The 13,184-nt window shown below is 61.3% G+C and carries 12 protein-coding genes; 2 read left to right on the top strand and 10 right to left on the bottom strand.

The annotated features are described in order from the left end of the window. Window positions 1–82: 82 nt before the first annotated feature. The 3 genes from AC07ZE_RS14820 to AC07ZE_RS14810 form a co-directional block, all read right to left on the bottom strand. On the bottom strand, window positions 83–1,441 hold the full coding sequence (locus tag AC07ZE_RS14820) for a DUF1329 domain-containing protein (RefSeq protein WP_207265465.1): 1,359 nt from the start codon (window positions 1,439–1,441) through the stop codon (window positions 83–85). 40 nt (window positions 1,442–1,481) lie between these two features. Then, window positions 1,482–3,497, bottom strand: a complete 2,016-nt coding sequence (locus AC07ZE_RS14815) for a DUF1302 domain-containing protein (RefSeq protein WP_207265464.1) — start codon at window positions 3,495–3,497, stop codon at window positions 1,482–1,484. A 110-nt stretch (window positions 3,498–3,607) separates the two neighbouring features. Next, a complete protein-coding gene (locus AC07ZE_RS14810) occupies window positions 3,608–4,174 on the bottom strand; it encodes an RBBP9/YdeN family alpha/beta hydrolase (RefSeq protein WP_207265463.1) in 567 nt (188 codons plus the stop codon). A gap of 258 nt (window positions 4,175–4,432) precedes the next feature. On the opposite strand from AC07ZE_RS14810, the gene AC07ZE_RS14805 reads away from it, so the two are divergent. Further along, entirely contained in the window at window positions 4,433–5,482 is a 1,050-nt protein-coding gene (locus AC07ZE_RS14805) for an AraC family transcriptional regulator (protein WP_207265462.1), read from the top strand. A 507-nt stretch (window positions 5,483–5,989) separates the two neighbouring features. Here AC07ZE_RS14805 and AC07ZE_RS14800 read toward each other — a convergent pair. From AC07ZE_RS14800 to AC07ZE_RS14770, 7 genes are all read right to left on the bottom strand, one after another. Next, entirely contained in the window at window positions 5,990–7,000 is a 1,011-nt protein-coding gene (locus AC07ZE_RS14800) for a YeiH family protein (RefSeq protein WP_207265461.1), read from the bottom strand. After that, on the bottom strand, window positions 6,997–7,323 hold the full coding sequence (locus AC07ZE_RS14795; RefSeq protein WP_207265460.1) for a Rieske (2Fe-2S) protein: 327 nt from the start codon (window positions 7,321–7,323) through the stop codon (window positions 6,997–6,999). Before AC07ZE_RS14795 ends, AC07ZE_RS14800 begins: the two co-directional genes overlap by 4 nt. Beyond that, a complete protein-coding gene (locus AC07ZE_RS14790; protein WP_207265459.1) occupies window positions 7,320–7,982 on the bottom strand; it encodes a DsbA family oxidoreductase in 663 nt (220 codons plus the stop codon). Before AC07ZE_RS14790 ends, AC07ZE_RS14795 begins: the two co-directional genes overlap by 4 nt. After that, window positions 7,979–9,307, bottom strand: coding sequence for an MFS transporter (locus AC07ZE_RS14785; RefSeq protein WP_207265458.1), 1,329 nt, complete (start codon window positions 9,305–9,307; stop codon window positions 7,979–7,981). The genes AC07ZE_RS14790 and AC07ZE_RS14785 overlap by 4 nt, the downstream gene beginning before the upstream one ends. 89 nt (window positions 9,308–9,396) lie before the next feature. Next, the gene (locus AC07ZE_RS14780) at window positions 9,397–10,449 is read right to left on the bottom strand and encodes a beta-keto acid cleavage family enzyme (protein ID WP_207265457.1); all 1,053 of its coding nucleotides are present in this window, start codon (window positions 10,447–10,449) and stop codon (window positions 9,397–9,399) included. Window positions 10,450–10,535: 86 nt separating this feature from the next. After that, on the bottom strand, window positions 10,536–11,384 hold the full coding sequence (locus tag AC07ZE_RS14775; protein ID WP_207265456.1) for a TauD/TfdA dioxygenase family protein: 849 nt from the start codon (window positions 11,382–11,384) through the stop codon (window positions 10,536–10,538). A 14-nt stretch (window positions 11,385–11,398) separates the two neighbouring features. Beyond that, the gene (locus tag AC07ZE_RS14770) at window positions 11,399–12,379 is read right to left on the bottom strand and encodes a quinone oxidoreductase family protein (RefSeq protein ID WP_207265455.1); all 981 of its coding nucleotides are present in this window, start codon (window positions 12,377–12,379) and stop codon (window positions 11,399–11,401) included. Window positions 12,380–12,861: 482 nt separating this feature from the next. On the opposite strand from AC07ZE_RS14770, the gene AC07ZE_RS14765 reads away from it, so the two are divergent. Next, the gene (locus tag AC07ZE_RS14765) at window positions 12,862–13,179 is read left to right on the top strand and encodes a hypothetical protein (protein WP_207265454.1); all 318 of its coding nucleotides are present in this window, start codon (window positions 12,862–12,864) and stop codon (window positions 13,177–13,179) included. Window positions 13,180–13,184 lie beyond the last annotated feature (5 nt).

Below are 13,184 nucleotides of genomic sequence, written 5' to 3'. Positions count from 1 at the left end.
CTTCGCGACCCAACGGGGATAAATCCCCTCGCCACAGATTTCTTCCGCCTGAAGACTTCCTTACGTGAACAGCACCCGATGCTTAGCGAATACCGGCGCCCGCCAGGGACTCCGGCGACCACTGAGCCTTGGACAGCGAGTCGATGTAGCGGATGCCGCCGTAAGGACCCACCACACCGTTGATGTTGTAGGAGCCGCCAACCAGGTCATAGATCATGAAAGGCGTGGAATCCGGCACCTGCTTGTCATAGCTCTGGCTGAGGAAGGCAAAGGAACCACGGTAGAGCTGACCACGGGCGTCGTACTGATCGGAAGCCAGTGCCGCCCAGCTGTCTTCATCCAGGTAAAAGCGACGCTTCTGGTAGACGTGACGTGCGCCGGCCTTGAGGTTGCCCTCCACCACCCAGACGCGGTGTTTCTCCCAGCGCACGAAGTCCGGCGCGATGTGGTTGGCGGTGGTCAGGCTTTTCGGGTCCTGGGCGTAGGTCAGCTTGTAGGTGTTGTAAGGCACGATCATTTCCTGCTTGCCGACCAGCTTCCAGTCGTAGCGATCCAGCGCACCGTTGAACACGAACACATCGTCATAGGTGCCCGCGCCGGCAGTGCCCGGGTTAGGCGTGTCGTAGGCCAGGTTCGGCGCCAGTTTCACCCGACGTTGCCCCGGCAGGTACTGCCACGCGCGGCGAGGCTGTTCCAACGGGTTGGCGGCGTCCTTGAGCATGATCGACTCACCGGCGCGGCGTGCGGGGCCGGTGTAGTACAGCTTCATCTGGTAGTACACGTCGGCGCTGCTGATCGTCTGCGCCATGTTTTCGTAGATCGGGTAAGTGATGAACGCCTGCCCGGTGGTCGCAAGGCTTGGCACGCCGGCCGAGTCGACGTTCCAGGAGTCGTATTTGGAGTTGATGTTGACCCCCTGGTAACGCAGCAGGAAGTTCCACATCGCCTCGCTGCCCGATTGTGGAATCGGGAACGGCACGCCTGGCAACACGTTATCGATGGCCAGGCCACCTTCCAGCGACTTGGCGCCGGTGGCGTTTTTCACGCTGTTGTCCAGCACCGTCTGCGGCAATGCCACTGTGCGGTGGGTCGGGTAGACATCGACACGGAAGGTCGGGAAACGCTTGGCCAGTTCAACGGTGGTGGCCGAGAGCATGGCTTTGTACTGGTCAACGTTTTTGCCATTGATCACCAGCAGCGGTTTTTCGCTGGCAAACGGGTCCGGACGCATGCTGTCGCCGGCCTTGAAACTGGCCGGGGCGGTGGTCAGGCCACCGGCATAGGCCGGAATGGAGCCATCGGCGCTGGCGCCTTTTTCGGCACCCACCAAGGTCAGGCTGCTGCCGAGCTTGCCAGCTTCCTGAGTCGATACGGCGGCTTGCGCCTGAGCGGCCATGGCCATGGCCAGCGAGGCGGCCAACAGGGTTTGCACGAATTTCATGGTTTCTAACTCCTGCTTATTGACTAAGCATTGGGGTGAATCAAAAGGTGGTTTTCAGCGTCAGGTACAGCGCGCCACGGTCTTCGGTGGTCGCGCCGCCGCCCGAGAAGGCTGAATAGCCACCGGCGTAGCACGCATAGTTTTCGTTACCGCTGAAGGCGTTCGGCGTGGAGCCGTCGCCACTGCCGGCGTTCGCCGCACCGGTGCTGTTACCGCTGACGTTGCACTTGTCAGCCTTGCCGAAGGCATCCACGTACTTGAGGTCGACGAAGTACTTGTTGTAAACGGCGGCACCGACGCCGATCGCGTAGTTGCCAGTGTCCTTAGCACCGCCGCCCGACACCGGCGAGACGCCGTCGAGGCCAACGTTGACCGACATCGGCAGGCTCATGTCCACGCCGGGAAACACCTGGTACCAGGTCGGGGTGAAGTTGACCGCCAGGCCCCAGTTGTCACGGGTCGGTGCATCAATGCCGCGATAGCTGCTTTTGCCCTTGTAGAGCGCTTCGTTCTTGCTATCGAGCTTGAGCAGGTTGCTGTAGTACAACTCGGTGAGCAGCACGGCCGAGTCGAACACTGGCGTCTTGGGCAGCGTCATCAGGCCGTTGAGTGTCCAGTGCAAGGTGTCACCAGTGGCGCTCATGCTGTCGCCATCTTGCGGGGTGTCGTAGATCACGCCAGTGGCTGCCGTGCGTGGCGGCAACAGGCCAAGCCCCTGACCGAGCCCCAGCGGGCTGGTGGTGCTGACGATGGCCGGAATGCTCGCCAACGGCATGTTGTGACGGATGTTCAGGTCGCTGCCGACGCTGACGCCGCCGACATCCTTGGACAGGCTGATGCCGAAGATGTCGATCTTGTCGGAATAGGCCAGTTGATAGGTGGCGGTGCTCAACGAGTTCAGCGTATTGACCACGGCCGGCACCTGCCCCGCCGGCGGCGTGCCGTTGGGGTTGGCCGAACTCAATCCTCTGGCGTCGAGCCAGGCCTGGGGCAGGATGTCGGAAGTCTGGCGGTAGTAGAGACCGAGCGTGCCGTCCAGCCAGGCGGGTGACCACTTGGCCATGACACCCCAATCGCCGTGATGATCCGGTTCCAGGTCGTTGCCACGTCGCACGTTGGTCAACGCGTTGCAAGGGGCCAGGCCACACCCGAGCGGGCTGCCGGGGGTGATGGAGTTGGTGTTGCCCAGCAGGAACGACTGCGCGCCGGTGCCCACCAGATCGGAACCGCCATAGTAAGTGCCCGCCTCAGGCAGGCGTGCTTCGTCCCAATCCAGGAAATACTGGGCGCCCACGGTCAACTCGGGGTTGAGGGTGAACGTCATCGACACCTGGTTGCGCGGAACGAACAGTTCCTTGGCTTCAGTCCCCGGCGATGCCGCCAGCTTGGCCAGGTCCAGCCCGGACTGGCCGTAGCTGATCGAATGCACCGGGTTGAGGATGGTTTCACCCCAGAACACGTTGTGCTGCCCGGCCTTGACACTGAACATCGACTCCTCGCCCACTTCGGTGCTGTAGAACACGAAGGCATCGAGGATTTCGCCGGACGGTCCGGTGTAGTAACGCTGGGCGTAGTTGCTCAGGTGCGGGCTGCCAAAGCCGACGTTATCGCGGGTCACCGGCGCCAGGCGTGGGTCATTGGCGACCAGGCCCGAGGTGCTGCCATTGCCGTTGACGAACGGGTTGGAGTTGGACCCGGTGTTTTCATACGCCTTGTCGTACCAGCTTGCGGCACTGACGCGAAACCCCATGCTTTGCTGGTAAACCACATCCATCTCGGTCAACAGGTCGACGCGATTGGTGATGTTGGTCCCGGCCTTGCGGAAGTTGTAATCGCCGTCGTTGTTGTTCGGTGTGCCAAGCATGCGCTTGTCGGCGCTTTCAGTGCGAACGCCGTAGTTGTACTTCACGGTGTTGTCGAAGCGCACGGACCAGTCCGGATTTCCCGTGTCCAGCTCCATCGCATGGGCGGCCGGCATGGACGCCGCCAGGATGGCCAGGGCCAGCAGGCTGCGATGCGAAGGGCGTGTGTGGCCGTGACTCTTATTGTTCTGCATTGCGTTGTCTCCGCCTTTTTGTATTTGTTTTAAGCGCAGCGGTCCCCGCCGACTCTTGGTGGGAGAGCCAGTGCCTTTGAGGCGTGAGGACAATTGACGGGTGATTGAAACTAGCGATCCAGGTCCAGAATGAGTGCTTCTGCCTGGGGCCACGGGCCGTAGCCCGACGCCGGATTGAGGTGGCCGACGGCACCGAGGTTGACCAGCTCCGCCTCCCAGTCCTGGGCCAGGCGCGAAGCCGCGTCGAAACTGGCGAGGTGATCGTCGGTGCTGGCGGCAACGATGCTGCGAAAGGGTAACGCCCCTTGGGGCAAAGGGTCCCAACCGTTGGCGCGAAGGGTTTGCGGGCTCGGGTAATTTTGCGGCCACTGGGCAGCCAGATCCGGCGGCGCGGCCAGCAGCGCGCCCTTGATCGGGCGACGGTGCAAAGCAGCCCAGTGCGCCACCATGAGTACGCCGGCACTGTGGGCCACGAGAATCACCGGGCCGTCGATCTGCTCCAGCTCATGCTGGATCGCCCGGACCCGGGCAACGCAGTCGAGCTTGTCGGTTTCAAGCGGAGGAACGCTGCGCACCTTGCTCAAACGGGCTTCAAGCAGTGTTTGCCAATGTTCGGCAACATGCTCACGCAGTCCCGGGACGATCAGAACGGTGGCGGCAGTTTGCAGTTTGTCCACTTGGATACCCTCGGCTTCTCAGTGACTCGCCTGGCTGTTTCGCCAGAATCTTTTTGTAGGACTGACATTAAAGAGCCGGGATGGCCTACGCTTTTCATTTGACGACAGCGACTTTTCTTTTGATGACACTCTGATTGCCCCTGCCAAGTGGTCATGCGGAAGCTGTTAACGTGGCCTGGAAAACTGTTCAATTGCTGACGCGCTGGCTATATTCGGCCGCGCTCGTTTCCATCCGAACCCCTGCAGGAACGCCTCTGCATGCCTAAGCTCGTTCGCGCCGCTGTCTTGACCAACTACCTGGATGTTGCTCATTACCTGGGGTTTAATCCGCACGATGTGCTGGCAGGCGTCGGCCTGAGCAAGGCCCGTCTGCAAGCACCCGAGCATCGGATTCCGATCGATGCGGCGGTTCGCCTGCTGGAAGAGTCGGCTGTCGCCAGCGGTTGCCAGAGCTTCGGCCTGAGCATGGCCGAATCGCGTCAGCTCTCGGATTTCGGTGTCGTCAGCCTGCTGCTGACTCACCAGCGAACGCTGCGTGATGCGTTGCAGGTGCTGGTGCACTACCGGCACCTGATGAACGAATCGCTGGCGATCTTCATCGAAGAAGCCGGCAAGATGGTGATTATCCGCGAGGAAGTGGTGACTGACTCGCCCATGTCCTGCCGGCAAGCCAATGAACTGGCCATCGGCGTGATGTTCCGGCTGTGCGCCGCGCTGCTCGGTGCGCACTGGCAGCCCTACAGCGTGAATTTCACGCACCAGCCTCCCGACAATCTGCAACTGCATCGGCGCCTGTTCGGCTGCAATCTGGAGTTCGGCAGCGAGTTCAATGGCATTGTCTGCCCCGATGCCAGCCTCGACATAGCCAACCCCCATGCCGACCCGGCGATGGCGCGTTACGCCCAGCGCTATCTGGACTCGTTGCAGAGCCAAGAGGGACCGTCGACCCTGTTCGAAGTGCGCAAGGCGATTTACGTGTTACTGCCCATGGGGCGCGCCACCATCGAGCAGATCGCCCAGACCCAGGGCATGAATGTGCGGACCCTGCAACGTCGCCTGAAAGACGATGGCTGCGCCTTCAACGACCTGATCAACGATGTGCGGCGCGACTTGGTGCTGCGGTATCTGGAAAACCCGAACTACTCGCTGGGCCGCATCGCCGACATGCTCGGCTACTCCATGGCCAGCTCTTTCACACGCTGGTTCATCAGCCAGTTCGGCATGCCGCCCGCCGCCTGGCGCAGTGCGCAAAAACAGGCCAAGCCACCGACCCGACCGAGCCCCCTGCTCGACCCGGAAAAACCCTGAACGGTGGAAGCGAGCCTGACAGCCGACCTGGATGTTGGTGACCGAGTACATATCCATTCCTGCGGCAACGGCCACTAATGGTTCCGCTTTTACAGCGGGTCACTTGGTAAAGCGCCAAGTAACCAAGCGCTCTTGCCCCACCACTCGGTGCCTCGCTTAGGCTCGGCATGCCCTCACTCCGGCATTGCTCCGTGGGTCGCCGCGATGGGCCATCCCTGGCCCAGCGCGGCTAAACCGGCGTCCTGCCGGTTTACCCACTGCGCAATGCCTGCGTTCGGCCATCGTGGTTTAACGGGGCGCCCAAATCTAAAGCCAAATCGAGGCGGCCTGACAGCCGACCTGACTTTCGCGAGGTGTGCTTATGCCCCTGTGGGAGGTATCGGGAAGCAAAAAAAACGGCGACCGCTGGTACGGTCGCCGAAAAAAACCGGTGTTTTTAACGCCGGTGGAGTGCCGCACTGCGCCGGAGTGAGCGCAATGCAGCGCCGCTAGTAAAACGGTACTGAGTTACATCCCCCAGTGCAGCAACAGCAGCACAAGAACCACGAGGAACACGGTTTCCCCGACCATCAGCAGGATCGGCTTGATGCCCACTGCCGCCAGTTCCTTGAGTTGGGTTTTCATGCCCAGGGCGCTGATGGAAACGACCAGGCACCAACGTGACAGTTCATTGACCGAGCCCTGCACCACAGGGACCACCCAGCCGGTGCTGTTGAGGCAGGCCAGCAGCAGAAAGCCGACCGCAAACCACGGCAACAGCGGCGGCCGTTTGCCGGTGGGATCGGCGCCCTGCATACGCGTGACCATCGCTGCACAAACGATCACCGGCAGCAGCATGGCGACCCGCATCAGCTTGACCACTGTGGCCGTGTCGCCGGTCTCGGTAGACAGGCTGTAACCGGCGCCGACTACCTGGGCGACATCATGGATGGTCGCCCCCAGGAATACCCCGGCCACCTGGGGCGACAACGACAGCCAGTTGGCAATCATCGGGTACAGGATCATCGCCAGCGTCGACAGCGCCGAGACCCCGATCACCGTGAATAAGGTGGCGCGTTCCTTTTGCGGGTGGTTAGGCAAGGCCGCGGCCAGCGCCAATGCCGCCGAGGCACCGCAGATCGCGGTGGCGCCACCGGTGAGCATGCCGAACAATCGCTGGAAGCCCAGCGCCTTGGCCGCCACCACCGAAACGCCGATGGTCACCACCACCAGAATCACCACCAGCGCAAAGGGTTTCCAGCCCAGTGCGGCGATCTGTTCGAGGGTGATGCGCATGCCCAGCAGCGCTACGCCAATGCGCAATACAGTGCGTGCAGTGAACTCGATGCCGGCCTTGCAGGTGCCCTCGCCGGCGAGGAAGTTCAGCGCCATGCCGAGCAACAACGCAAACAACATGACCGGCGCACCGTAGTGCTCCGACAGAAAGGTCGCCGCCGCCGCGACGATCAGGCTGACGATGAACCCCGGCGCCAGTTCGCGCGTACGGCTGTGGATGCGGGTCAGAGCGATGGCGCTCATGGCGCGGCCTCCTCGGTGGCGATGACAATGAATGCCTGGCCGTCGACTACCTCGACCGGGTAGTTGGCGACCTTGAGCTTGTTGGAATTGAGCAAGTAGCCACTGGCAAGATCGAAGCGCAGGCCATGGGCACAGCATTGAATCACTCGACCGTCGAGGCGACCGCCACACAACGAGGCACCCTGGTGCGGGCAGCCGTCATCGATGGCGAACAACTCACCGTCGATGTTGAACAGCGCGACGCTCTTGTCATCGAATTCGAAGAGCGCACGGCCCCCGACCTGCGGGAGTTTTCCGGCAGGCACTTGTATTCGCAGGTTCATGAGGGTTGTCGCTCGCCGGCCCGTTCGAGCAAGGCTTCGTACATGACGCCAAACAGCGCTTCGGGGGGCTGTGCGCCTACCACCGTCACGCGCCGGTCAAACTGAAAACAGGGCACGCCGCCGACAGCCCCGGGGTTGCCGACAAATGGCTCACCGTTGCCAAGCAAGCAATCAGCGACGAAGCCAGCCTCGAAACCGCACGACTGGGCGATGGCGATCAACGTCTCGCGGTTACCCAGGTCCTCGCCATAGTGAAAGTACGCGGCGAACAGCCGATCGAGCAACGCGTCGCACTGGCGGGTATTGCCCAACACGCTGACCCGTTCCAGCAGGCGATGGGCGTCGGCAGTATTGGGCATCGTGGCAATACGGCTGAAGTCGATGGTCTCCCCCACCGCCAGCGCGGCCTGCTGCACCTGGGCCTGGCGCAATTTCACCGCCTCGGCATTGCCCAGGCGCTTGCGGTAGAACTCGGCGAAGGGCTCGCCCTCGACCGGCAATTGAGGCAACAGCTGCACGCCATGCCACACCGTGGTGAACACCACCTCCGGTTGCCGGGCGCGCAACAGCTCTTGCGCGCGCTCCAGCTGACGCTTGCCGATCAGGCACCAGGGGCAGATGAAATCGACAAACACATCAATACGTAAACGACCACTCACAACTTCACCTCTAACACGGATTCGCCCACTGATTCGGTCACCCGCTCGCCCCTGAGCCGGGCAATATCCTTGTGGTAATGACATTTGGCATAAAAGAACACCGCTGCCGCCGCCAGGCTGACCAGGGGCACCAGCTGAAACGCTGCATGCAAGCCGATCAGGTCAGACACCCTGCCGGTGATGAAAGGCCCCGGCGCCAACCCGAGCATGTTGTTGGCCAGGGTCAGCGTGGCGAAGGCAGTACCATGGACCGAATAATGGGTCAGGTTGGCAACCATCGCGCCGGCGGGACCTGTGGTACCAGCGGCGATCAGCATGCCCAGGCAGATCAGCGCCAGTTGTGCGGGGCCTGCCGGCAAAGCGAATGCCGCCGAGAGCAACAGGCAGCTACCCAGGCAAAAAGCAATGGCCAGGGCGACCTTGCGCTGGGGCGAGTGACGACACAGACGGTCGCTGAGCATGCCGCACAGAATCATCCCGGCACCGCTGCACAGCACGATGATCGCCGCCATGCCGCCGGCTTTGTCCGTGCCCATCTGGTAGTAGCGGTTCAGATAACTGGGCATCCACACAATCACGGTGCCGGCGACGAACAACTGCAAGCCGCTGCCAACGTAGGTGGCGATCACCGAGCGGCTGGAAAACAGCGTGCGCAGCGGTTGACTGACTTTGGCCGCGGCCTTGTTCAGTGCCTGTGCAGCGCGTTGCGGAGCAATGCGTGCTTCCTTGACGATGAGCGGATACAGCACCGCCAGCAGCAGGCCGAACAGCGCCATGCCAGCGAACGACCAGCGCCAGCCCAGCTTCGCGGCGATAGCCCCGCCCAGGGCCATGCCCAGCACCGAGCCGAACATGCCGCCGGCCATGAAGGCACTGGCCAGGGTGGCGCGCATGTGCTTGGGAAAGACTGAAATCACCACCGCGATGCCGACGCTGCCGTATGCCGCTTCGCCGACGCCCACCATGAACCGGGCGATGAACATCTGCTGGTAGTCTTGCGCCAGTGCGCAGCCCAGCGTTGCGAGACTCCACAACAGCGCCATCAGCGCCAGGCTCTTGACCCGGCCGAAGCGGTCGGCCAACAGCGACAGCGGAAACGTCAGCAGCCCGACCATCAAAGCCACGATGCCACTGAGCAGGCCGAGCTGGCCGTCGCTCAGTGCCCATTCGCCCTTGAGCATCGGGAACACCGCGTTCAGCACCTGGCGCGACATGTAATCGGAAATCAACAGGCCGAACGTCAGGGCGAAGACGATCCAGGCATATTGGCGCGAAACGCTGACGGTACCGTCGTCATCGTCGGCGGCGATTGGGTGAAAGGCCATGCAGCCTCCTCGAAACTTTGTTTTTGTTGTTATCGAGCGTGATGCAGTACAGCGAGCGAGAGGCCATCAACCTCCCGCCCGGCTGTCGGTCAGTCGCGCTGCGGCACACCTTTTTGCCCGGCCTTGCGGTTGGGCGACATACCGTTGGCCAGCAGGGTTTCTTCGATGCTCTGATACTGCACACCGATCCGGTAGATCTCCCGGGCCTCTTTGCCGGAGGCAATTTCGCGACCCAGTTCGTGGGCGACCCGTACGGTTTGTTCGATCTGCTGCACCGAGCTGAAGCGCTTGCCCTTGTGATCAATGATAGTGTCTTCAATGCCCACGCGTGGGTGCATGCCCATGGCCAGCGCCATGGTGTTGAACGGCAGCACGTTCTTGAGCAGCGACTCCGCGGTCAGGGTGCAACCGTCCGGCGCGCGGTGGATGAAGTTGAAGAAGTTGAACGGGTTCGGGCCATCGAAACCACCGCCGATGCCGATCCAGGTCAGGTTCAACGGCCCCATGTACAGGCCTTTGCGCACCATGCGCTCCAGGGTTTCCATGGCGTGCATGCCGGTCAGCTGAAAATGCGGCTGAATGCCATTGTCCGTCAGGCGCTTGAGGTGCTCGGTGACCCACGCCGGCCCCGCCGGTACGGTCATCTCGCTGTAGGCCGCCTGATAGGCCGGGTTGGCCAGGGAGGTGCCTTCCAGGTACTCCGGATAGAGCAACTCCATGATGTTCATCTGGGTGGTGTTGATCGCCACCGTGACCTGATCCGGTTTTGGCGTCAGCTCGGCCAACATGTGACGGGTATCGTCGGACAACCATTTGGCCGCTTCACCATCGCTTTCCGGGGCAAACGAAATTGAACCGCCGACCTGGATGATCATGTCCGGCACGGCTTCACGCACACCGGCGATCAGCTCGTTGAACTTGGACAGGCGCTTGGAACCCTTGCCATCCAGTTCACGTACGTGCAGGTGCAAGACGGTTGCACCGGCTTCGTAGCAATCGACCGCCTTCTGCACCTGCTCATCCATGGTCAGCGGAATGTCTTCAGGGAAGTCTTCCGGCATCCATTCAGGGCCGTACGGGGCCACGGTGATGACCACCTTTTCCATGTTTTCCGGGTGTAGGGAATCGTCGAAGAATTGCATGAGTTACTCCTGTTCTTATGGTTTTCCGCCCAGCCGGGAGCCTGCCCGGCGGGCGCAGTTACGAGTGCGAATGCAGAGGTGGTCGATCAGTACGTCTTGTCGCCGATAATCCCGGCGCGCTCCATCTTGCGATGACACGGCGGGTAATCCATGACGGCGTAGTGCTGGGTGCTGCGGTTGTCCCAGATGGCGATGCTGTTGGGCTTCCAGCGCCAGCGCACCTGGTACTCGGGAACGTAGGCCTGGCTGATCAGGTAGCGCAGCAACTCACTGGCGCCCGGGTTCGCGTCCTGGCCGAAACGCACACGCTCGGGGGTGTGGTAGTTGCTGAAGTGGGTGGTGAAGGCGTTGACGAACAGCACTTTCTCACCGGTTTCCGGGTGCGTGCGCACCACCGGGTGTTCGGCATCCGGGTACATGGCCTTGAGCGCCAGGCGCTTTTCAATGGGCATGGCCGCGCCGAAACTCGCTTCGATGCTGTGCCGGGCACGCAGGTCGGCGATCTTCAGCTTCACGTCTTCCGGTAGATTTTCGTAGGCTTCGACCATGTTTGCCCACATGGTGTCGCCGCCGACCGGTGGGCATTCCACGCAGCGCAGCACACACCCCATTGGCGGCGCCTCACGCCAGGTGGCGTCGGTGTGCCAGGCGTTTTCGTAGCGGTCCATCGGCTGGTCCGGTTTTTTGTAGATTTGCACCAGGCCGGGATGATCCGGGTCGCTGCCGGCCACCGGGTGATCCTCCAGTTCGCCGAAGCGCCGGGCGAACGCCACGTGCTCGGCGCGACTGATGTCCTGGTCGCGCAGGAACACCACCCGATGGGTGAGCAAGTGCGCGCGTATCTCGGCAAACAGACCGTCGTCATGGATGGCGTCGGCCAGGTTGACACCGATCAGTTCCGCGCCGATATGGCAGGTCAATTGTTCGACTTTCACGGCAAGCCACTCCCTTAAATGACGAAAATCGACGAGCCAGTGGTCTTGCGCGATTCCAGGTCACGATGGGCCTGCACGGCATCCTGCAAAGCATAGTGCTGGTTGATCTCGATCTTGATCCGACCGCTGCCGACATGGTCGAACAACTCACCGGCCAATGCGGCTTTTTCCGCAGGATCGGCGATGTAGTCGGCCAGTGCCGGGCGGGTCAGGAACAGCGAGCCTTTCATCGCCAGCATCACCGGGTCAAAGGCCGGGATCGGGCCAGAGGCGGTACCTACGCAGACCATCAGGCCACGCCGCTTGAGCGAATCCAGGGAACCGGCAAAGGTGTTCTTGCCGACGCTGTCGAACACCACGTTGACACCGACGCCATCCGTCAACTCGCGTACGCGCTGGGCGACGTCTTCATGGCTGTAGTTGATGACATGGTCGCAACCGTGCGCCCGGGCGATTTCACCCTTGACCTCGGTGGACACGGTGCCGATGACCGTCAGGCCCAGCAACTTGGCCCACTGCGACACAATCAGGCCGACGCCACCGGCGGCGGCATGCAGCAAAATGCTGTCGCCTGCCTTGAAATCGTAGAGGCGGCGCATCAGGTACGAGGACGTCAGGCCACGCATGGTCATGGCCGCGGCGGTCTCGAAACCGATGGTCTCCGGCAGCTTGATCAGCGGCGCGGCCGGGATCAGGCGCTCGGTGCTGTAGGCCCCCAGGGTGTTGAGAAAACCGGTGTAGGTGACACGATCGCCCACTTGCACATTGGTCACACCTTCCCCGACGGCCTGAACCACGCCAGCGGCTTCGACGCCCATGCCGTTGGCCAGCGGAATCGCGTAGGTGCCATTGCGAAAGTAGGTGTCGGCATAGTTCAGGCCGACCGCCACGTGACGCAGCCGAACCTGACCGGGCCCGGGTTCGCCCACCTCGACGTCTTCATAACGTAGGACTTCGGGACCACCGGTTTCGTAGAAGCGGACGGCTTTGGCCATGTTTTTTATTCTCCAGTCTCAATTATTGGCGTGCAGCATCGAATTGCGTTGACCGGACTGTAGGTCCATGGCTGGTGAATCGCTTGTCATCTGACGACAGCGACTTTTCATTTCATGACATTGATGCGAGTGGCCTGCACAAAACCGGCGCGTACAAATACCCATCCGTTGATAAAAGTACTCCTGCGAAAACAAACGGATCAATGAGCAACATGGACCAACAACTTTATATAAAACCAAACCACTACTTGTTGGGCACTGCAGTATTCGAATCTCAAGTCAGTGCTTGCGGCATCCCCTGTCCAGTTCAATTGTTATAAGTATTTCACATTACTTTAAGTCGCAAATAATCAATTGGATCCACCCGCTGTTTCTGGCGCTGTTCATTGGCTTGTCTATATTCAATTCGAGTGTCGGCGCCTGCCAGGGCGCGCTGTCGAGAAGTAGCTCATCGGTCATCTAGCGTTGCAGGAGATGCAGCTATGTTCGCGCGATCGGCCTTGGCAAGTAAAAGGAATGAACGTTACCTGCAGGCTGGTCGAAAGTTACTGGTTACAAGCTGTCTGCTGGGCATCGTCCTCACCTCTTCGGCTCTGAATCAACAAGTAGCGACACCCGATCAATCACCCATTGGCAACACCGACCGCGCCCGCTTTGAAATAGGTGAGCAATCGCTCGATGCCGCTCGCAAGGCATACCCGGCTGCAGCGCTTGTTCCAGCGTCAGTTTGTGGGGCGAAGGGAACGAAGCGTTCTGGGGTTGGTTGCAACAAAATGGATACGGTATCGCCGACTTCCTGATCCTG

The sequence above is a fragment of the Pseudomonas sp. GW101-3H06 genome (assembly GCF_059424605.1).
The sequence above is the reverse complement of the archived record's forward strand: the minus strand, read 5'-3'. Positions and strand labels throughout refer to the sequence as shown.